The following is a 21,992-nucleotide window of genomic DNA, read 5'->3' as shown; positions in this document are numbered from 1 at the left end:
ACGCTTAAGGTTTTTTACAATTATCTCATATTATCTATAGTTAAATTTGGTTACTATAAACTAACTAAACTTTACTAAAGATGAAACTAAAAATCAAATTAACAGTATTACTTTTCATTTGTTTATTATCAATATCAAATATTTCTGCACAACAAGAAGGCTTTATTGGAGAAGTTAAAATGTTTGCAGGAAATTTTGCTCCAAGAGGTTGGGCCTATTGCGATGGTCAATTACTTTCTATTGCACAAAATCAAGCTTTATTTTCAGTTATAGGAACTATTTATGGTGGAGATGGTAGAACAACTTTTGCTTTACCTGACTTAAGAGGTAGGGTAGCAATGGGACCTAGAACAGGCCCTGGTTTAACTACAAGAGTTTTAGGGCAAAGGTTTGGAGTACAAACGATGTCTCTAAACCTTTTAAATCTACCTTCTCATACACATACTGCAATTTTATCTTCTTTTTTAGGTGCTGTTGACATACCTGTAAATACTGAATCTGGAGGAGAAGATGATAGTAATCCTGGCTCTGGTGTTTTAGCTAATAATGGGAAAGATCGATTTTCTAGTGAAACAACAACAAATGCTAAATATGGTGGTCAAAGTGTCCCTGTAAGTGGAACAGGTAATGTTCAAATAGGACCTACCGGAAATAATGCTCCTTTCAATATTATCCAGCCAGTTCAAGTAATTAACTATATTATATGTTTACAAGGTCAATATCCTTCTAGAAGTTAAAATTAAAAATTTATTATCATTCACCTTTCAAATACGAAAGGTGAATTTTATTTATAAATCACTATCTTTATGCTAATTACAAAAAAATAACTACAATTATGGAAAAAAAAATTACCTTAAATACCAAAATTTTTAGTTTTCTATTTATTTTTTTAGGAATTCTAAATACCATTAGTCAAAATGATAATGGTCAAATTGATGCCCCAGGTGACATTGCCTTTGTAGCCTATCATGATGATGATGATGGTTTTTCTTTTATTTTATTAGATGACTGTCCTAATAACACCTCAATACGCTTTACAGACGAAGAATGGAATGGAACCGCTTTCGTTAGTCCAACTGGTGAAGGAGAAGTTTTATGGACAAATAACACTGGTAATACAATTACAAAAGGAAACATTATAAATATTACAGATGCTGATGATAATAGCGGAGGAATAACTGCTAGTTCAGGAACAGCTTCTGAATCTGACACTGGTTTTACGACTTCAAATATAGATGAGCTTTTTGCATTTACAGGAACTAGAGCCGCTCCTGGAACTTTTCTTGCTTTTATTGGTGACATAAACGGTAATTCATTAGCCAACACAGGGCTAACAGATGGAGTTACTGCCAACATAATTACTCAAGAAGGATATTATAATGGATCAACTATTTGTAATGGAAGCTTAGCGGATTGTGCTGCTCTAATTAATACTTCATCTTCAAATTGGTCTTTTGGAGGGTATTCTTTTCCCTCAACTGTTCCTAGTTCGTTCACTGGCTCTACCTTTAACGGTAGTACACCAATTATAAGTAATGTTAACTCTTCTAGTGCAAACGGAACATATAAAGCAGGTGATGTTATCGCCATTACTGTTACATTTAGCGAAAATGTTACAGTAACGGGTACTCCACAAATTACTTTAGAAACTGGTGTTACAGACCGTACCATTAACTATACTTCTGGTAGTGGTACAGACGTACTAACATTTAATTATACAGTACAAGTTGGTGATATAAGTGCTGATTTAGACTATATATCTACAGGTGCTATATTATTAAACGGAGGAACAATTCAAAACGGTTCTGGTACTAATGCTGATATAACATTGGCTACACCTGGTGCTGCAAATTCTTTAGGGGCAAATAAAGCTATTGTTGTTGATGGTAAAGCACCAACAATAACTTCTGTATCTATTCCTAATACTTCTACTAAAGTTGGTGATGCAATTACAGTAACTATTACTGCTAGTGAAACTGGACTTTTATTAAATGCTGGTTTTATTAACGGAGTAACTGTATCTGGCCTTACTGATAATGGAGGTGGTAATTATACCACTACTTATACAATAGTAGAAGGAAATACTGATAGAGCTGCTGGAGACGATATTCCAGTAAGCTTTACTTTAACAGACGCTGCTGGTAATAACTCTGATGCTTTCACTACAGCTATTAGTCAAAACGCAGATGCTATTGATGCGAATAGCCCAACAATAACTTCTGTATCTATTCCTAATACTTCTACTAAAGTTGGTGATGCAATTACAGTAACTATTACTGCTAGTGAAACTGGACTTTTATTAAATGCTGGATTTATTAACGGAGTAACTGTATCTGGACTTACTGATAATGGAGGTGGTAATTATACCACTACTTATACGATAGTAGAAGGAAATACTGATAGAGCTGCTGGAGACGATATTCCAGTAAGCTTTACTTTAACAGACGTTGCTGGTAATAACTCTGATGTTTTCACTACAGCTATTAGTCAAAACGCAGATGCTATTGATGCGAATAGCCCAACAATAACTTCTGTATCTATTCCTAATACTTCTACTAAAGTTGGTGATGCAATTACAGTAACTATTACTGCTAGTGAAACTGGACTTTTATTAAATGCTGGATTTATTAACGGAGTAACTGTATCTGGTCTTACTGATAATGGAGGTGGTAATTATACCACTACTTATACAATAGTAGAAGGAAATACTGATAGAGCTGCTGGAGACGATATTCCAGTAAGCTTTACTTTAACAGACGCTGCTGGTAATAACTCTGATGCTTTCACTACAGCTATTAGTCAAAACGCAGATGCTATTGATGCGAATAGCCCAACTGTCGTTAATGTTAACGTACCTGTAAATGCAACTTATACTGTGGGACAAAATTTAGATTTCACTGTTAATTTTAATGAAAATATAATAGTAAACACTGTAAGTGGAACTCCAGAAATAGCTATTAATATTGGTAGTACCTTGCGTCAAGCTGCATATATTAGCGGTTCAGGAACTAGCTCTTTATTATTTAGATACACTGTTATAATTAGTGATTTAGACACTGATGGTATCGCCATAGGCTCTTTAGCTAATAATATGGGAACATTAAAAGATACCTCTGCAAATGATGCTAATTTAACCTTAAATAGTGTCGGTAGTACTACAGGTGTTTTAGTAGGTAACCCTACAATTACCTGGACAGGTACTATAAATAACAACTGGACAACAGCAGGGAATTGGAACACGAACACTATTCCTACTAATTCAGCTAATGTAATTATTCCTTCTGGGGTAACTAATTACCCTACTGTATCTTCTGCCGTTACTGTAAACTCAATAAATATTGTATCTGGAGCATCTTTAATTGCCAACGCAACGGTAACTGCTCCTGTAACATATAACAGAAATTTACCAACTACAAATTGGTATTTAGTAGCTCCTCCTGTTAATAATGAAACTACACAAGATATAATTGCAAATCATACTTTTGCAACAGGTAGTGGTGCTAATATTGGTATTGGTGCTTATAATAATGATCACGCTACCAATACTTGGAATTATTTAAACATAAGTAGCACTGGACCTGTAATATCAGGAACAGGAGCATCAATGAAACTAGACGCTCCTGGCGATGTTTCTATTACTGGAAATATAAATGTTACAAATGTAGCCATCCCTGTTTCTATGGGAAGTAGAGATAATTTCAATCTAATAGGAAACCCATTTACATCTTATATAAACTCAGCAGTTTTAGCCGGAGATAATTCTGTTATTGAAAATGGTACTTTTTGGTTATGGGATGGTTCTCAATATCAAACATATAATAACGCCTCTCCTATTAATATTGCTCCTGCACAAGGCTTTTTTGTTGAAGCTAACACTAATACTAATGTTATTTTTTCTACCGCTAATCAAAGTCATCAAAGTTCAGATACTTTTTTGAGACAAGCTCCTACCCCATCTTTTGAATTATTTTTAGAAAATGATGGAAGTAAAAAGTCAACTAAAGTATTTTATGTAGCTAACAAAACTGCCGGTTTTGATAAGGGATATGATTCAAAAATGTTTAGTGGTGTAACGCATGATTTTGCTGTATTTACTGAATTATTAGAAAATAATGAAGGAAAAAAATTAGCAATTCAAACATTACCTAACTCAGATTATCAAAAAATGGTAATTCCAGTAGGTATAATTGGTAAAGCAGGTGAACAAATCACATTCTCTATAAATAGTAAAAATATACCTTCTGGTATTCAGTTGTATTTAGAAGATAGAGAAAACAATGTGTTTACAAATTTATCTAATAAAAATTATACTGTTTCTTTAAAGTCAAATACAAATAATTCTGGGCAATTTTACATTCACACAAGTGCAAAAAAACCAAATAACACTGATATTAAAGAAGATATTCAAAATGTTAATATTTATAAATCAATTAATAATAACATAACAATATCAGGTTTACAAACTGATAAATATTCAGTTAACATATATTCAATTCTAGGAAAAAAAATAATGACATCTGAATTTAAAGCAACAGGTACTCATCTTGTTGAATTACCTAAAATAGCTTCAGGAATATATGTTGTAGAACTAAGTTCTAGCTTAGGAAAAGTTAATAAAAAAATTATTTTAGAATAACACTTGACATCATGAAAAAACAAACAAAAAACAACACCGAAAATATATCAAGAAAAGAGGCGCTAAAAAAAATAGGTGGTTATAGTAAGTATGCTGCTTTAACAGCCATTGGAACTTATATGATTTTAAACCCTCAAAAAGCACAAGCGCAAAGTCCGGGCCCAGGAACTCCTGGCGGAAATTTTTAATTATTTCTAATAAATAAACCCTCGAAAATTTCGAGGGTTTATTATTTAACTAAATTAAATAGGAGTATAAAAAATTCTTCCTTTTTTATATATTTACTAATATGATTATTAAAAAAATAGAAAATAAAAATATTATTTGGTTTAAAGATTCAAACGAATATATTGTTGTTGAACCTTTAGTTGCTGAAACACTTTCTTTACTACATAAAAATATTGATAAACAAACCATTATAACTAAAATTAGCAATAAAATAAATATACCTCTCCAAGAAATAGAAAACTTAATCGCAGACATAAACAGTTTACTAAATTCCCAAAACTCAACTAAACGTGATTTACCTCCTATTTTAAAACCAAAAAAATTCGAATACGAAAAGTTTTATCAAGTAAATGATATTACTTTCAAAGTACATTATTTATCTGAATATGAATACTCATTAGTACACCCAAAATTTGCATACTTAGAAGGTAATATAAATAAAAAAATAACACATCATTTTGAAGTGTATAGTGATAAAAAGCACATTTGCTTTGCTATAAACAACAATGTTATCGGAACATGGACTTTAAATAATGTCCATTATTTTCAAGGGAAATTCTCAATGAAAATCACAGAACTAATCCATCACAAACCAGAAAATCAATGGTTAGGTGTTTTTCATGCTTCAGCTATTAGTAATGGTAAAAATTCTATGCTTTTTTTAGGAGATTCTGGTAATGGAAAAAGTACTTCTTTAGCTTTATTACAAGCAAATGGGTTTACTTGTTTAGCAGATGATTTTGTTCCTGTTGATGCTAAAAAACAAGAAATTTATAGTTTTCCTTCTGCTATTTCAATTAAAAAAAATAGCTTAACTACTTTACTTCCTATTTATCCTGAACTACAAAATTCTGCTGAATACCACTTTAAAAGATTAAATAAAGTTGTTAGATATTTACCTACAAACAACACAAACTATAAACAAAAGAAAAACTGTAAAGCACTCGTTTTTATTAAATACCAAAAAGGTAGTGACTTAATTATTGATAAAATATCTAATATTAGTGCCTTTGAGCAGTTAGTACCTGACTCTTGGTTATCACCAATACAAGAAAATGTTGAAATTTTCTTAAACTGGTTTTCAAACCTACCTTGTTATCAACTTACGTATTCTAATAATTCGAAAATGATAACAACTGTTTCAAAAATTTTTAACGATGAATTATAAAGACACCTTATTATTTATTGGTAAATGCTTAACAATTACTCATGAAAAACATAACCGAGAGTTGATTGAAAAAGAATTAAAACTAAATAATATTGATTGGGATCCTGTTGTTAAAGTTAGCACGTCACATTATGTTTTTCCTGCTTTATACTGTAATTTAAAACGTGTCGGATTTTTACATTATTTACCAAAGGATTTAGTTGAGTACATGCAGCATATTACGGATTTAAATCGCGAAAGAAATCAGCAAATTATAACCGAAGCCAAAGAAATAAATGAAATACTCTTAAAAAATAACATCACGCCTATTTTTTTAAAAGGAACTGGAAATTTATTAGATGGTTTGTATGATGATATAGCTGAACGTATGGTGGGCGATATTGATTTTTTAATTGATGAAAAAGATATTAAATTAACTTTATCAATTTTAAAAGAAGAAAAATACATAAGTAAACCAAGCATTGACAGAACTATTTTTAATAGACATTATCCAAGATTAGTGAAAAAGGATAAAACAGGAGCTATTGAAGTGCATTACAAAATGACAAATAACAATATTTTTAATTACAACTATGTTAAGAGTACTTTAAAAAAAGTAAAAAACATTACAGTACTTTCAAATAAAAACCAAGTATTGATGACCTGTTTTAACAAACAAATTAATGATAAAGGCCAATGGAATAAAAATATTTCTTTTAGAAATTCATATGACCTATACTTACAATCAGAAAATACATCTTCTAAAGATGTTATATCTAATTTTAAATATTCAAAAAAATATTACTTTGATAACTTTATCGCAAGTACAAATTATTTCTTTAATTCGCCAACTTCTTTAAATTATCAAAAAACTAATAAAACTAAAAAATTCTTAAAAAAACAATTGTTTTTTATTGATAATCCAAAAAAACATTCAAAATATATGAAATCATTGGAATATTACTTTTTATATATCCATCGTATCTCTTTGTTTTCAAAATCTTTTTATATAAGAGAATATAGAATATACTTATTGAAACGTTTATTTAATTAATAAACTTCTTTACCTCATCAAAATCCAAACCTCCATAGTTACCAGAACTCATTAATAACAAAGCGGTATTTTCTAAATTCTGATTGAATAAAAACTCTTTAAACTCAGTTGGATTCGTATAGATAATCAAATCATCACGTTTAAAAGCATTGGCTATTTGCTGCGCTGTAACCTCTTCTAATTGTTTAATTTTTACTGCGTGTGGTGAATAAAAAACTACTGCTTTGTCCGCCTCATCTAAAGCACCCTTATATTCTGCTAAAAACTCAGCGTTCAAACTAGAATAGGTATGTAACTCTAAACAAGCTAAAACGGTTCTTTCTGAATATTGTTTTTTTACAGCTGTAGTTGTTGCCGCTACTTTACTCGGACTGTGTGCAAAATCTTTAAAAACTACCGATGTTTTATTTTCTGCAATTTTTTCTAATCGCTTACTAGCTCCTTTAAAACTAGCGATTGCTTCGTAAAATTCATCTTCATCAATTCCCATGTGTTGGCAAATCCACTTTGCTCCTGCTAAATTCTGAAGATTATGATCACCAAAAATTTCTAAAGGTAAATCTCCATCAGGAGTATCGATATACGTAATTCCGTTATCTATAAAATAATTTGGTGTTTTGTATGGATATTTTTTTATTGGATGATTTGAATTTTCAACAACCTCTTTTAAAACTGTATCCTCTTCATTATACACCATAATTCCGCCATTAGTAAGCGAATCGTTAAATATTTGAAACTGTTCTACATAATTATCAAAAGTAGGAAATACATTAATATGATCCCATGCAATTCCGCTTAACAACGCAATATTTGGCTTGTATAAATGAAATTTTGGGCGCATGTCTATCGGAGAACTTAAATACTCATCACCTTCTAAAACAATAAATTCATTTTTTTCAGTTAAATGTACCATGGTGTCAAAACCGTCTAACTGTGCTCCTACCATATAATCAACCTCTCTTTCATGATAATTTAACACGTGTAAAATCATAGAGGTAATAGTAGTTTTACCGTGAGAACCACCAATAACAACACGTGTTTTGTCTTTAGATTGCTCGTATAAAAACTCTGGATATGAATAAATTTTCACTCCTAACTCCTGTGCTTTTAACAATTCAGCATTGTCTTTTTTTGCATGCATTCCTAAAACAATCGCATCTAAATCATTGGTGATTTTTTCTGGAAACCAACCAGATTCCTCAGGCAACAATCCATGTTTTGATAAACGAGATTTTGAAGGATCGTGAATTGTATCATCACTTCCTGTAATTTGGTATCCTTTTTGGTGTAAAGCAATTGCTAAATTGTGCATTGCACTACCACCGATGGCTATAAAATGAATTTTCATGTTTTAGGTATCTCTAGTATAAAGCAAAAATACAAAACCAAGTTATAATTTAAGTATCTTTAAATCGAAACTCATTGAAAAGTTATATTCACGCATTCAAATACTAATTTCACAAAGTTTTGGTTGTCTTATTTATAATTATTTAAGTCCTTTGAAGGTATAAAACGAATACTGTTATGAAAAAATTCACTCCTTTTTTGTTACTAATTTTATTTTCATCTCTTGTAAATGCACAAGATAATTATAAGAATCTTTGGGATGAAGTTCAGAAATTTGAAAAAGACAATCTTCCAAAATCTGCATTAAAAGTTGTAAATATTATTTACGCTAAAGCGGAAGCAACTAAGAATTCTCCACAAATTATTAAAGCATTGTTTTATAAAAGTAAGTTTTCGTTAACTTTAGAAGAAGACGCGCAATTAAAAATTATCAATCAATTTAAAGAACAGATTGATAAAAGTAGTTTCCCTACAAAAAACATATTAGAAAATGTTTTAGCCAATTTGTATTGGCAATACTTTAATCAAAACAGATGGAAATTTTATCAACGCACCAAAACATCCAATAAAATAGATGAAAATGATTTTAGAACTTGGGATTTAGATACTTTATTTGCCGAAATTCACAGTTATTATCAAAAATCATTAGCCAACGGATTACTTTTACAACAAGCTGACATCTATGAATTTAGTGATATTTTACATACAGCAAAAAACTCTAAAAAATACCGTCCTACCCTATTTGATTTCTTAGCACATAATGCGCTAAAGTTTTATAAAACATCTGAAACAAACATTACAAAACCTGCGTATCAATTTAAAATTGACAGTCCTAAATTGATAAGTGATGCAGGTCGTTTTTCTACTATCAACTTAACTTCAAAAGATGCTATTTCACTTCAACTAAATGCGTTGAAAATTTATCAAGAACTACTAAGTTTTCATTTAAAAAACAACAATTTAAAAGCTTTGGCTACGGTAGATTTAGAACGATTAAATTTTGTGAATCAACATGCTACTCTTAATAATAAAGAGCAGTTGCTTTTACAAACATTAAAATCAGCTGAAAACAACTATAATAAGCACGAAGTAGCTGGATTGTATAGTTATAAAATTGCAAAAACTTATAATCAACAGGCACACACATATCAATTTACTAAAAATGAAGCATTTCATTTTAAAAACAAAGAAGCCCTTGTTATTTGCAATCGTGTAATTACACAGTTTCCTAAAAGTGTTGGTGCTAAAAAATGCGAAGCCTTAAAACAACAAATCACCACAAAAAAACTTACTGTTTTAACAGAAAAATTTAGCCCTATAAATACTGCTTCTCGTTTATTACTTACTTACAATAATATTGATACGCTATATTTTACAACTTATAAAATTAGTAGAGATCAGGTTGAAAAATTAAATACTATTTATAAAGAAGAAGAGCGCGTCAACTTTATAAAAAAGCTAACAATAACAACATCTTGGAATACCAAGTTAAGAAATGAATTAGATTATTTATCTCACACAACTGAAGTTGTTGTTCCAAAACTTGCACAAGGAAATTATTTAATTGTTGCCCATGAAAACGAAACTTTAAATAAAACTGACTTGTTTGCTACTGCCAATATTCAGGTAAGTAATTTAGCATTAATTGAAAGTACAGATAACAACATAAAAACCTACCAAGTAGTTGATAGAAATACAGGTAAACCGATTAAAAACGCGCAACTTTTACTAAAAAATAAAGAGTATCGAAACAGAAAAAACATCAATCAGAAATTAACTACTGATGAAAACGGATTTGCTTCTTTTAAAAGTAATCAAACTTATTATAACTTATATATTACTGTTACAACTAAAAATGACAGTGCTATTTTTGGCAACTACTATTTATATAAACATCAAGAATCAGCAATAAAAGAACAAGAAGAAAGCATCAAAATAAAACCATTTATTTTTACTGATAGAAGTATTTATCGCCCCGGACAAACAGTGCATTTTAAAACTATTTTCATTCAAAAAAAGGACAATAAATCTACTCCTTTCACTAATGAGTATGTTGAAATCACTTTAAATGATGTAAACGGACAAGAAATTAAAAAGTTAGATCTAAAACTAAATGAATTCGGTTCTGCTTCAGGGGAAATCGTATTACCTAATAACGGTTTAACTGGCGAATATTCTTTTGACATTGATGAAAGTGAGAAAAAAGAAAGTACTTTTTACGATACTATCGATTTCGATTTTGAAAGAGATGATTACATTACTACTATTTCGGTAGAAGAATACAAGCGATCGAAATTTGAAACCGATTTTAAACCAGTTACCGAAACTTTTAAACTGAATGATAGTATTACTGTAAACGGATTTGCAAAAGCTTTTTCTGGAGCAAATATTACCGATGCTAAAGTGGTATATCGAGTACATAGAAAAGTACAATATCCTAATTGGTGGTATTGGCGCAGACCAAATTCAGCGTCTGAAGCGCAAGAAATTACCCACGGAGAAAGCATTACCGATGCAGCAGGTAATTTTGCTATCAAATTTAAATCACTTCCAGATGAAAGTGTTTCTAAAGAAGGTTTACCCATTTTTAATTATGAAATTACGGCTGATGTTACCGATATTAATGGCGAAACACGAAGTGCTACCACCATTGTAAAAGTAGGTTATCATGCATTAACGGCTTCTTTACAAATAAATTCGATTATTGATAAAGACGAGAAACAGCATGTAATAAAAATCAACACCGCAAACTTAAATAACGAGTTTGTGACTGCTAACGGAACTGTAAAAATTTACAAGCTGCAAGCTCCTAAAAATCCGTTACGAAAAAGACCATGGAATACTCCCGATTATCAAGATATTCCAGAAGATGAGTTTAGAAAATTATTTCCGCATGATGCTTATACAAAGGAAGAACAAAATGAAACTTCTTGGAAAAAAGGGAAATTGTTTTTTGAGAAAGAGTTTGATACTAAAAAATCGAAAGAACTTATTTTTAAAGATATCAAAAGTTGGACTTCAGGTAAATACGTTGCCGTTTTAACAACACAAGATAAATTTAATCAACAAGTAACCGACAAAGCTCATTTCATCGTTACTAGTACTCGAGAGGAAAAAATTGCTGACAATAATTTATTTTTTATAAAAACGAATAAAACTAATTATTCGGTAAACGATATGGTTTCTTTAGAACTTGCTTCTGCATCAAAAGATATTACCGTGGTTGTTCAAATTGAAAAAAATCATAAAATTGTAAATACTCAATTAGTTCATTTAAACAATAACAAAAAATCTATTGAAATCCCTGTAAAAAAAGAAGATATTGGCGGCTTTGCTGTTAAATACTACTTTGTAAATTATAATTCTTTTAGCAATGGTCTACTTAATATTTCGGTTCCTAAAAAGGAAGAACTTATTTCCATTGAAACCACTACTTTTAGAGATAAGCTACAACCGGGCGTTAATGAAAAATGGAGTTTCACCATTAAAAATGATAAAAGAAACAAAGTAACTGCCGAAGTTTTGGCAAGTATGTACGATGCTTCTTTAGATGAGTTTAAACCGCATAACTGGCAATTCAATCCTATAACAACATCTAATTATTACTCGTACGGAAATACCGCAAACGCACACCAAAGTTTTGGTAATAATAGTTTTAGAGTTTATAACCGTAGTTATTCGAATAACCGTTATCAACCTCAACAATACGATCAATTTAACTGGTTTGGATTTAGTTTAAATAATCATAGTTGGACAAATGAAAGATACCTGAAAAAATTAAAACTAAGAGATAAAATTAAAACTTCTGGAAAATACTCAGGAACAATAAAAGGTATTGTTTCTGATGAATCGGGTCCTTTACCTGGCGTAACTATTACAATAAAAGGAAATACAGAAGGTACTGAAACAGATTTTGATGGCGATTTTACAATCAAAGCTAAAAAAGGAGATATTTTGGTTTTAAGTTTTGTTGGTATGCAAACTATTGAAAAAGTTATTGGGGATTTTTCAAACCTTAATATTTTGATGATTAATAATAGTAATACTTTAGATGAAGTTGTTGTTATGGGATATGGAACTAGTCCGAAAAAAGCATTTACAGGCACAGCCCGTAAGGCTATTTCTGGAAAAGTATCTGGATTAAATATTGAAAATAATGAAGCTGATGAATCTGAAGAAAAATCACCTAAAAACGTTCAAGAAAAACAAGAAAAAACTTCCTTAAAAGGAATTCAAATTCGTAAAAACTTACAAGAAACTGCTTTCTTCTTCCCACATTTAACTACGGATAAAAAAGGAAATATTACGTTTAGTTTTACAACTCCCGAAGCGTTAACCAAATGGAAATTACAATTATTAGCACACACTAAAAAAGCACAATCTGTTGTAAAAACGTTAACAACGGTAACTCAAAAAGAGTTAATGATTACACCAAATGCTCCACGATTTTTAAGAGAAGGTGATAAAATAACATTGAGTGCCAAAATTTCGAATCTGTCAGATAAAAATCTGCGAGGGATATCTCAATTAATTTTAACGGATGCTATTACAGGTAAAGAAATTCATCTGTTAGAAAACACAACAAAAAATCAATCTTTTAAAGTTGATACAAACGGAAATACAAATGTTTCTTGGAATTTAACCATTCCAGAAACTGTACAAGCAGTTCAATATAAAATTATAGCCAAGGCTGGCGATTTTTCTGATGGAGAACAAAATGTTTTACCTGTTTTATCTAACCGAATGTTGGTTACTGAAACGCTGCCAATGTGGGTACGCTCTAATCAAACAAAAACATTTACGTTAGATAAACTAAAAAACAATACCTCAACAAGTTTAAAACATCACAAATTAACATTAGAAGTTACATCAAACCCGGCTTGGTATGCTGTGCAAGCGTTACCGTATTTAATGGAATATCCATATGAATGTAGCGAGCAAACTTTTACACGTTATTATGCAAATACATTGGCGAGTCATATAGCAAATTCAAATCCAAGGATTCAAGAAGTTTTTAAACAATGGAAATCTTCGGATGCTTTAGTAAGTAACTTAGAAAAAAATCAGGAATTAAAATCATTGATTATTCAAGAAACTCCTTGGTTGCGTGATGCACAATCTGAAACCGAACAAAAAAAGCGTATTGCCCTGTTATTTGATTTAAACAAAATGAAGAACGAGCAACAAAAAAGCGTCCATAAACTAAGAAACATGCAATTGAATACTGGTGGTTTTCCTTGGTTTAAAGGAAGTGATTATGCCAATACATATATTACGCAACACATTGTTAGTGGATTTGGTCATTTAAAAAAATTAGGTATTAAAAATTTTGATGCTTCAACAAATGAAATGCTTCAAAAAGCAATTCGATTTTTAGATCAAGAAATTGTAGTACAATACAGTGATTTATTAAAACAAGCTGCAAAAATAAAAGCCACAAAAGGCGTTGTTAAATATGAAGAATATCTAAAGAAAAATCATTTAAATTATTTTACGATTCAGTATTTATACATGCGTAGTTTTCACCCTGAAATTACATTTTCAAACGCGACTAAAAGCGCAATTAAATATTATAAAAATCAAACTGCTATTTATTGGAATGCTTATAATTTATACGCTAAAGGGCAAATAGCTTTAATTCAATTTAGAGCTGATAATCAATCTATTTCAACAAAAATTATCAAATCTTTAAAAGAAAATAGTATTACTTCTGATGAATTAGGTATGTACTGGAAAGCAAACGTTGCAGGATATTATAATTACGAAGCCCCTATTGAAACACAAGCATTATTAATAGAAGCATTTTCTGAAATTGAAAACAACACCAAAACTATTGATAATTTAAAAATTTGGCTGCTTAAAAATAAACAAACCAATCGTTGGCAAACAACCAAAGCAACCACCGAGGCTGTATATGCATTATTATTACAAGGAAACGATTGGCTTTCTATTACAGATATGGTTGATCTTAAAATCGGAAATCAAAAAATTGAACCTGCTAAACTAGAAAACGTAAAAGTAGAAGCAGGAACTGGGTACTTTAAAACTTCATGGAATAAAGAAGAAATTAAATCCGACATGGCAGAAGTAACGATTTCTAAAAAAGGAAAAGGTATTGCTTGGGGAGGTTTATATTGGCAATACTTTGAAGATTTAGATAAAATTACAACCGCTGAGACTCCGCTAAAAATAAAGAAAAAACTGTTTAAAAAAGTAAATTCGGATACAGGTAAAGAACTTGTTGAAGTTACTACTAAAACAAATTTAAAAGTTGGCGATTTAATTACGGTAAGAATTGAACTTCGCTCTGACAGAGATATGGAATTTATTCACATGAAAGACATGAGAGCGTCTGGTGTAGAACCAATAAATGTACTTTCGCAATACAAATGGCAAGATGGCTTAGGTTATTATCAAGCAACCAAAGATGCGGCAACAAATTTCTTTTTTGATCGTTTACCTAAAGGAGTTTATGTTTTTGAATATGATGTACGCGCAAATAATAAAGGAAATTTCAGCAATGGCATTACAACCATTCAAAATATGTATGCTCCTGAATTTAACAGTCATTCAAAAGGAAAATCATTAATAATTAAGTAAGTTTGTAGCTTACTTAAAAAATATCTTTTTTAAATAATTTAATTAACATTTATGAAAAAACTAATTTTATTTATTGGCTTTATAACCATTTCAATTTTATCAGCAAACGCACAAGAAGTTTCTAAAAATGCAATTGGTATTCGTTTTGGTGACAACAGCGGTTTTGGTGGAGAAATTTCATACCAAAGAAAATTAAGCAACGTTAATCGTTTAGAAATCGATTTAGGTTTTAGAAAAGGTAGTGCGTTTAAAGCTACTGGACTTTACCAATGGGTTTATAAATTAGACAACCAATTTAACTGGTTTGCTGGTGCAGGTGGAGGATTAATTTCTGCTAGTGGTAACAGCGCTATTTTTGCTGCAGGGACTGTAGGTATCGAATACAACTTTGATATTCCTTTAATGATTTCTTTAGACTTTAGACCAGAAATTGGTTTTAGCGATTATTATGATGGCTTTAATTCTGATTTTGGGTTAGGGATTCGTTACCAGTTTTAAAAACGAAAATATTAGCATAAAAAAACCTCCATTAAATGGAGGTTTTTTTATGCTTTTAAATTTACTGTTTAGGAGGATAATTCATTAATATTTTTTCAATTACTTTTTTATAATGTAGTTTCTTTTCTTGAGGCGAACTTCTTTCTTTTATTTCGCCATTTAATACTCCTTGCCATAATAATTCATCATTTTTACTCGCAACAAAATCAATAATTAATTCTTCATTTATTCTTTTGCTTTCAATAGGAATTCCTCCTGAAATACCAAAACCAACATTTCTACCTCCTGAGCCTAATCCAATTCCTATTCGATTTCTTTTGGTTGACGTATTTTTATTTGATATAATATTAACGTATATATCAGGATTTTCAGATAAAGTCATTCCTTTTTGTTGTAGTCCTTTTGTTATTTCATTTGTAATTCTTTTTACATCTAACTCATTTAAACCTTTACCAGCATCCCCAAAAAAATTAAATGTTTTATAGGCTGTAAAATTTGTTTGACTATCGTAATCATAGGCTACTTTAGCAGATGAACAACCCAAAAGAACAATTAATAATAAGTACTTTATTTGTTTCATAATAAAATTTTATACATTTATATCAATAATCATACCTTAGTAAAGATACAAAAATTACTTTTTAAGAGTTACTCTACTAGGCGTATCTTTACCATTAATAATACTCTCAGTACCTTTTGCTACTGCTTTTATAGTTTCAGTAATTACTGTCATATTTAACGTTTCTGCTTCGTCAGATACTTTATGATAATCTTTATCTACATCAATTGGCGTTGTAGAAAATGTATGAGAAGGTACCCCTAAACGTGCCAAAGAAGCATTATCTGATCTAAAAAATAAATTAAACTTTTTATACGGATCTGGAAATAATTGATATCCTGTTCCTATTAAGTTTTTTTGAATAATTTTACCAAAATCAGAACGTTCGAAACCAGTTAACCAAGCCGTGTTTGGGCCAAAACTTGGAGTTTTTCCAATCATTTCTAAATTAATTCCGGCAATAAATTTACTCGCGTCAATTCCTTTTCCAAAATGTGTAGATCCTACCAAGCCCATTTCTTCGGCTGTAAAAGCTACAAAAACAATAGTTCGTTCATTTTGTCCTTTATTTTTAAAGTATTTAGCCAATGCTAAAACTCCCGTTACTCCTGAAGCATCATCATTTGCTCCATTAAAAATCAAATCGCCAGTACCCTCTTTTTTAGTTCCTAAATGATCGTAATGCGCCGAAATAACAACATATTCATCTTTTTTGCTTTTCCCTTCTAAAACACCTATTACATTAAACATTTTAATCCTCTTGTATTCAAAATTTTGACGATACGTTGGTAACGAGTTGTACTTTTTTAAGCCTATTTTTTCAAATTCATTCTCAATATACTTCGCTGCTTTTTCAATACCTGCTGTACCTGGTTTTCTACCACCCATTTCATCAGAAGCCAAGGTATATAAATGCTTTTTAACAAGTGTAGAATCAATATTCACATCACTCACTATTACATTTTTTGCTACACTATTGGTTGTTACAGCTATTTTTTGCTCCTCATTTTTTACAGCTTTACATGACAACATCAATGTTGTTACAATTGCTGATATATATAGTATTTTTTTCATTTGATGCTATTTATAGTATTAATTTGTATTTAATTTAAAAGGCTAAATATAGCCAATTTAATTTCTTAATTTTGTTGAAAATTTACAATGATGGACTTACAACTTATTCCGAATATAAAACACACTAAAGCTAACAACTTTTTTCTTTTAGCTGGCCCTTGCGCAATTGAAAGCGAAGACATGGCAATGCGTATTGCTGAAAAAGTTATTTCTATTACTGATAAATTAGAAATTCCTTATATTTTTAAAGGAAGTTTTAAAAAAGCAAACCGTAGTAGAATTGATAGTTTTACAGGAATTGGTGATGAAAAAGCACTAAAAATATTACGTAAAGTTTCTGAAACTTTTAATGTACCAACCGTAACCGATATTCATGAAGTTTCGGATGCAATTAAAGCTGCTGAATATGTTGATGTATTACAAATACCTGCTTTTTTAGTACGTCAAACCGATTTAGTAGTTGCTGCCGCTAAAACAGGTAAAGTTATAAATTTAAAAAAAGGGCAATTTATGAGTCCAGAGGCAATGCAACATGCCGTTAAAAAAGTACATGATGCTGGCAATGAAAAAGCATGGATAACCGATCGTGGAACCATGTTTGGCTACCAGGACATGATTGTTGATTTTAGAGGAATTCCTACCATGCGCCAATACGCACCTACCGTTTTAGATGTAACACACTCATTACAGCAACCAAATCAATCTAGCGGAGTTACAGGTGGTAGACCAGATATGATTGAAACCATAGCAAGAGCTGGTGTGGTAAATAATGTAGATGGTTTATTTATTGAAACTCATTTTGATCCTGCCAATGCAAAATCTGACGGAGCAAATATGTTGCATCTTGATTATTTAGAAAACCTACTAACAAATTTAGTTACCATTCGTAAAACAATAAATAACTTATAGGCACAATATTTGATAAATAAAGTTGTTTTAAATCCTTACTATGAAACAACTTTATTTCTTTTTTTTACTCCTAAGTTTTGCATCAGTAACTGCCCAAAACTTTACTCTTGTTGACTCCAAAGTAAAAGCCTATCCTAAAAAAATTACGGCAGAAAAATTAGCACATAAAATTGCGATAGATTTTAATTCTGATCAAGATAAAGTTCGAGCGATATTTTCTTGGCTTTCCTTTAATATTCGTTATGATTTAAACGAATTTTACAATCCAAAACAAAAAAGAATTCGGTTTTCTTATAAAAACGAAGCTGACAAACAAGCTAAAATTAGCGCTATTAAAAATAATATTGCTACTGAAACCATGTTAAAAAGAAAAGGTGTTTGTGAAGGTTACGCTCAAGCTTTTGCCAAAATATGCTCGTTGTTAAAAATACAAAACCAAGTTATAAAAGGTTATGTTCGTAATTCATCAAATGACATTGGCAAAATAAAAACACAAACAAATCATGCTTGGAATGCTGTAAAATTAAACAATAAATGGCTTTATATTGATGCTACATGGGCTGCCGGATTTGTTATAAACGGAAAATGGGAACGCAACTTTAACGATTACTTTTTTAACATCCCTAAACAAAAACACCTATTAACACACTATCCTGAAAACGCATCTTGGCAACCTGATATCAAAAAAATATCTTTAACTACCTTTTTTAAACAACCAATATACGCCACTAATTTTTTAAAAAAAGGCTACAAACTACTCAAACCAACTAACGGAATATTACAAGTAAAAAAAGGCACTCCTATTAACATTACCTTAAAAAATTTAAACGCAAATCAACCTATTTATTGCGGCTTTTCAAACTCTAACTATGCTAAAAAACCTAAAATTACAATCACTAAAAATAGTACCACAATAAGTATCATCCCTCCAAAAAGAAGCAAAAAATTACATCTAATTATTAACCAACAAGTAATGTTAGATTTTTTAATCAAACAATATTAAAACATTACTTTTTTTACGAAGCTATTTCCCGCTTTTCGCACTCGCTCTCTGCGAGGAGCTCAAACAAATGCTACAATCGGGGCTAAGCCTTACTTTAAGTTTTGTTTGTTTTACAATGTACTTTTCCCTTGCCTAATTTTATACGCTTCTAACAAAACAGCTCTTAATACTTCTTCATTTATCTCTTCTAAATTAGAAAAGCGTAACGATTTAACAGCCTTTCTTTTTTCAGTTACCAGAAATTCATTGTAGTTGTTTAAAGTAGTTTTAGAATAAAAACCAACATCAACATAACCTTTTTTAGTCGCGTTAAAATAACATAGCGGCTTGCCTTTTAAATAATAAAAAGGAAGTTTCCATTTATATAATAGCTCAACACCTAAAAAATTTACTTCAATCAAAACTTGAAGATGTAATAAAATTGACCGTAACGGCTCTGCTTGTTTTAAGATATATTGTTCAGCTGGTTTCATCCTATAAAAATAAATTAAATATTTTACTTGCCAGTAAAATATAAAACCATTTACTTTGTATTTCAAAGTTCTTTAAAAATGAGTTCAGAAAATTATTTAAAAGACATATCAGAAATTAAAAACTTAATGAATAAATCCTCTCGATTTATTTCTTTAAGCGGATTATCAGGTATTATGGCCGGTATTTATGCACTTATTGGTGCTGGCTATGCATATTGGCTGGTAAACAATCACTCGCAAGGAAAATTATTGTTAGATGGTTGGGTTTTTAAACTTGCCTTAACAGACTTATTATTGGTATTAACCGCAAGTATTGGTACGGCTGTTTTTTTAACCACAAAAAAAGCTACAAAAAATAACGTTAAAATTTGGGATGCCACAACTAAACGGTTATTAACCAGTTTTCTTATTCCTCTAATTGCAGGCGGTATTTATATTATTATCATATTAAGCCAAGGGCGTTACGGGCAAACCGGAGGATTAATGCTATTATTTTACGGATTATCATTAATAAATGCCTCAAAACATACCTATGGAGATATTAAATATTTAGGTTATATCGAAATAATTTTAGGATTACTAGCCTCGTATTTTATAGGTTATGGCTTTTGGTTTTGGGTTTTAGGCTTTGGTGTTATGCATATTGTTTACGGAACTTTAATGTATTTTAAATACGATAAAAAATAATTTTGAAAAATATTATTTTACATATCAATAAAGCATTTGATCATAGAATACGGCTAGGAATCATGTCGGTTCTTATGGTAAATGAATATGCCGAATTTACAACCTTAAAAGAGTTATTAGGTGCTACAGATGGTAATTTAGCCAGCCACACCAAAGCTTTAGAAAAAGTTGAATTTATTAGAATAGAAAAACAATTTATAGGTAAAAAACCAAACACAAGATACTATGCAACAGATCTAGGTAAACAAGAATTTAAAAAACACATCGAAGCTTTAGAAAAGCTAATTAAAAACAAATGATATTTTTTTACACAACAACTTTGAAATTCAAAGTTCTTTTAATAAATAAACTATGGAAGTAACAAACAAACAAAACGGAAAATTTGGAAAATGGGTTAAAACATCAATAACTGCTAGAATGTTAATGGTTGGTTTTTTAATATTGATACTATTAATTCCATTATCGTTTATTAAAAACATCATTAATGAACGCATGAATAGGCAACAAGAAGTTGTACAAGAAATTAATAAAAAATGGGGAAAAGAAGTATTGCTTTATGGGCCAATTATGAAGGTTCCTTATAAAACGTATCATAAAAAATCAATCGTAAATCAAAAAACAAAAGAAATACAAACCGAAATGGTTGAAGAAATAAAGTATGGGTACTTTTTTCCTAAAAAATTAGCGATAAAATCAACTATAAATCCAGAAGAAAAAAAACGCGGCATTTATAAAACAGCTGTTTATAAAAGTAATATTAATATTTCAGGAAGTTTTACGCAGCCTGATTTTGGTGAAATTGATATACAAAAAGAGGCTATTATTTGGGACAAAGTAAGGCTTATTATTGAAACCTCTAACCTAAAAGGTGTTAATAGTTTAGTTGAAATAGCTTTAAATAAAAGTACCTATTCTTTTACATCAAAATATAAAAACAATAACACGAATAACATTTATAATAACTCACTTAATTTACATAAATTAGAGAGCAATGTTATAATTAAAAATGATATTCCTTTAGAAAAAGATGTTGATTTTGAGTTAAATATAAATATTAATGGTAGTAAACAAATCCGTTTTATACCCATTGGAAAAGAAACAAATGTAACAATCAATTCTAATTGGAAAACAGCAAACTTTTTAGGTGAATATTTACCTTATAATTCTAATAAAATTTCTGAAAATGGTTTTTCTGCAAAGTGGAAAGTTTTAGATATTAACCGACCTTTCCCACAACAATCTTTTAACGGAATTCCTAATTTAAAAAACTATGCTTTTGGAGTAAACTTTATGATTCCTGTTGATGAATATCAAAAAAGTGAACGCTCAACCAAATATGGCTTTTTAGTAATTGGCTTAACTTTTTTAGTATTCTTTTTAATTCAAACCATGAGTAAAATTGCCATTCATCCTTTTCAATACTTAATGATCGGTGTTGCTTTAACTATGTTTTACACTTTATTAATTTCAATATCAGAACATTCTAGTTATTTAAAAGCCTATATAATTTCAGGAATAGCGGTTATTATGTTAATTTCTTTGTACTCAAAATCTATCTTAAAAAACATAAAGTTTCCAGTTTTTATAGCACTTTCACTAACTGCCTTATATGCTTTTATTTTTATAATAATTCAATTAGAAAACTACGCTTTATTAGTTGGAAGCATTGGTTTGTTTACCATTTTAGCAACTGTAATGTATACTTCAAGAAAAATAGATTGGCAAAACGATTAATTAATTTTATTTATTAAACAGCGTAAAACTTCTTATAAACAAG

The 21,992-nt window shown here is 30.1% G+C and carries 16 protein-coding genes; 12 read left to right on the top strand and 4 right to left on the bottom strand.

Annotation, left to right across the window (positions count from 1 at the left end; all coding sequences use genetic code 11):
* The first annotated feature begins 80 nt into the window (after positions 1-80).
* The 5 genes from Q4586_RS08995 (at position 81) to Q4586_RS08975 (ending at position 7,065) form a co-directional block, all read left to right on the top strand.
* Complete coding sequence (locus tag Q4586_RS08995; RefSeq protein ID WP_084443084.1) at positions 81-737, top strand: phage tail protein; 657 nt, start codon at positions 81-83, stop codon at positions 735-737.
* Between the two features lie 98 nt (positions 738-835).
* The gene (locus Q4586_RS08990) at positions 836-4,636 is read left to right on the top strand and encodes a DUF8693 domain-containing protein (protein WP_303528516.1); all 3,801 of its coding nucleotides are present in this window, start codon (positions 836-838) and stop codon (positions 4,634-4,636) included.
* An 11-nt stretch (positions 4,637-4,647) separates the two neighbouring features.
* Complete coding sequence (locus Q4586_RS08985; RefSeq protein WP_260584738.1) at positions 4,648-4,824, top strand: hypothetical protein; 177 nt, start codon at positions 4,648-4,650, stop codon at positions 4,822-4,824.
* 101 nt (positions 4,825-4,925) lie between these two features.
* Entirely contained in the window at positions 4,926-6,032 is a 1,107-nt protein-coding gene (locus tag Q4586_RS08980) for a phosphoenolpyruvate carboxykinase (ATP) (protein ID WP_303528514.1), read from the top strand.
* Positions 6,022-7,065: a nucleotidyltransferase domain-containing protein gene (locus Q4586_RS08975; protein WP_068703397.1), complete on the top strand. Its 1,044-nt coding sequence runs from the start codon at positions 6,022-6,024 to the stop codon at positions 7,063-7,065. Before Q4586_RS08980 ends, Q4586_RS08975 begins: the two co-directional genes overlap by 11 nt.
* Here the strand turns inward: Q4586_RS08975 and Q4586_RS08970 are convergent.
* On the bottom strand, positions 7,058-8,413 hold the full coding sequence (locus Q4586_RS08970; protein WP_303528512.1) for a UDP-N-acetylmuramate--L-alanine ligase: 1,356 nt from the start codon (positions 8,411-8,413) through the stop codon (positions 7,058-7,060). The two genes, Q4586_RS08975 and Q4586_RS08970, sit on opposite strands and share 8 nt — an antisense overlap.
* 176 nt (positions 8,414-8,589) lie before the next feature.
* Between Q4586_RS08970 and Q4586_RS08965 the strand changes: the two genes are divergently transcribed.
* Both Q4586_RS08965 and Q4586_RS08960 read left to right on the top strand, forming a co-directional pair.
* A complete protein-coding gene (locus tag Q4586_RS08965) occupies positions 8,590-15,012 on the top strand; it encodes an alpha-2-macroglobulin family protein (protein ID WP_303528509.1) in 6,423 nt (2,140 codons plus the stop codon).
* A 51-nt stretch (positions 15,013-15,063) separates the two neighbouring features.
* A complete protein-coding gene (locus Q4586_RS08960; RefSeq protein WP_303528506.1) occupies positions 15,064-15,510 on the top strand; it encodes a hypothetical protein in 447 nt (148 codons plus the stop codon).
* Between the two features lie 61 nt (positions 15,511-15,571).
* On the opposite strand, the gene Q4586_RS08955 is transcribed toward Q4586_RS08960, so the two are convergent.
* Positions 15,572-16,090: a DUF4136 domain-containing protein gene (locus Q4586_RS08955; RefSeq protein WP_303528503.1), complete on the bottom strand. Its 519-nt coding sequence runs from the start codon at positions 16,088-16,090 to the stop codon at positions 15,572-15,574.
* Positions 16,091-16,144: 54 nt separating this feature from the next.
* Complete coding sequence (locus Q4586_RS08950) at positions 16,145-17,143, bottom strand: M20/M25/M40 family metallo-hydrolase (RefSeq protein ID WP_303528502.1); 999 nt, start codon at positions 17,141-17,143, stop codon at positions 16,145-16,147.
* 90 nt (positions 17,144-17,233) lie between these two features.
* Between Q4586_RS08950 and kdsA the strand changes: the two genes are divergently transcribed.
* Positions 17,234-18,052, top strand: coding sequence for a 3-deoxy-8-phosphooctulonate synthase (kdsA, locus tag Q4586_RS08945; protein WP_068703384.1), 819 nt, complete (start codon positions 17,234-17,236; stop codon positions 18,050-18,052).
* 40 nt (positions 18,053-18,092) lie between these two features.
* A complete protein-coding gene (locus Q4586_RS08940; RefSeq protein ID WP_303528501.1) occupies positions 18,093-19,055 on the top strand; it encodes a transglutaminase domain-containing protein in 963 nt (320 codons plus the stop codon).
* A gap of 110 nt (positions 19,056-19,165) precedes the next feature.
* Here Q4586_RS08940 and Q4586_RS08935 read toward each other — a convergent pair whose 3' ends face one another.
* Complete coding sequence (locus Q4586_RS08935; protein ID WP_068703379.1) at positions 19,166-19,528, bottom strand: DUF1801 domain-containing protein; 363 nt, start codon at positions 19,526-19,528, stop codon at positions 19,166-19,168.
* Between the two features lie 78 nt (positions 19,529-19,606).
* On the opposite strand from Q4586_RS08935, the gene Q4586_RS08930 reads away from it, so the two are divergent.
* From Q4586_RS08930 to creD, 3 genes are read left to right on the top strand one after another with little or no spacing between them, the layout of a single operon-like run.
* Entirely contained in the window at positions 19,607-20,215 is a 609-nt protein-coding gene (locus tag Q4586_RS08930; RefSeq protein WP_068703377.1) for a hypothetical protein, read from the top strand.
* A gap of 2 nt (positions 20,216-20,217) precedes the next feature.
* Positions 20,218-20,514, top strand: a complete 297-nt coding sequence (locus Q4586_RS08925; RefSeq protein WP_068703375.1) for a winged helix-turn-helix domain-containing protein — start codon at positions 20,218-20,220, stop codon at positions 20,512-20,514.
* Between the two features lie 52 nt (positions 20,515-20,566).
* Positions 20,567-21,949, top strand: coding sequence for a cell envelope integrity protein CreD (gene creD / locus Q4586_RS08920; protein ID WP_068703373.1), 1,383 nt, complete (start codon positions 20,567-20,569; stop codon positions 21,947-21,949).
* Positions 21,950-21,992: the final 43 nt, after the last annotated feature.

Origin of the sequence: Tenacibaculum soleae (assembly GCF_030549005.1) — a bacterium.
Lineage (GTDB): Bacteria > Bacteroidota > Bacteroidia > Flavobacteriales > Flavobacteriaceae > Polaribacter > Polaribacter soleae.
This window is presented reverse-complemented; position numbering and strand designations above follow the sequence as displayed.

Excerpts from the sequence above, each read along its gene's own strand:
- Q4586_RS08995 (WP_084443084.1), top strand. The coding sequence starts at position 81 with ATGAAACTAAAAATCAAATTAACAGTATTACTTTTCATTTGTTTATTA.
- Q4586_RS08965 (WP_303528509.1), top strand. The coding sequence starts at position 8,590 with ATGAAAAAATTCACTCCTTTTTTGTTACTAATTTTATTTTCATCTCTT.
- Q4586_RS08955 (WP_303528503.1), bottom strand. The coding sequence starts at position 16,090 with ATGAAACAAATAAAGTACTTATTATTAATTGTTCTTTTGGGTTGTTCA.
- Q4586_RS08990 (WP_303528516.1), top strand. The coding sequence starts at position 836 with ATGGAAAAAAAAATTACCTTAAATACCAAAATTTTTAGTTTTCTATTT.
- creD (WP_068703373.1), top strand. The coding sequence starts at position 20,567 with ATGGAAGTAACAAACAAACAAAACGGAAAATTTGGAAAATGGGTTAAA.
- Q4586_RS08960 (WP_303528506.1), top strand. The coding sequence starts at position 15,064 with ATGAAAAAACTAATTTTATTTATTGGCTTTATAACCATTTCAATTTTA.
- Q4586_RS08940 (WP_303528501.1), top strand. The coding sequence starts at position 18,093 with ATGAAACAACTTTATTTCTTTTTTTTACTCCTAAGTTTTGCATCAGTA.
- Q4586_RS08930 (WP_068703377.1), top strand. The coding sequence starts at position 19,607 with ATGAGTTCAGAAAATTATTTAAAAGACATATCAGAAATTAAAAACTTA.
- Q4586_RS08970 (WP_303528512.1), bottom strand. The coding sequence starts at position 8,413 with ATGAAAATTCATTTTATAGCCATCGGTGGTAGTGCAATGCACAATTTA.
- Q4586_RS08935 (WP_068703379.1), bottom strand. The coding sequence starts at position 19,528 with ATGAAACCAGCTGAACAATATATCTTAAAACAAGCAGAGCCGTTACGG.
- Q4586_RS08980 (WP_303528514.1), top strand. The coding sequence starts at position 4,926 with ATGATTATTAAAAAAATAGAAAATAAAAATATTATTTGGTTTAAAGAT.
- kdsA (WP_068703384.1), top strand. The coding sequence starts at position 17,234 with ATGGACTTACAACTTATTCCGAATATAAAACACACTAAAGCTAACAAC.
- Q4586_RS08950 (WP_303528502.1), bottom strand. The coding sequence starts at position 17,143 with ATGAAAAAAATACTATATATATCAGCAATTGTAACAACATTGATGTTG.
- Q4586_RS08975 (WP_068703397.1), top strand. The coding sequence starts at position 6,022 with ATGAATTATAAAGACACCTTATTATTTATTGGTAAATGCTTAACAATT.
- Q4586_RS08985 (WP_260584738.1), top strand. The coding sequence starts at position 4,648 with ATGAAAAAACAAACAAAAAACAACACCGAAAATATATCAAGAAAAGAG.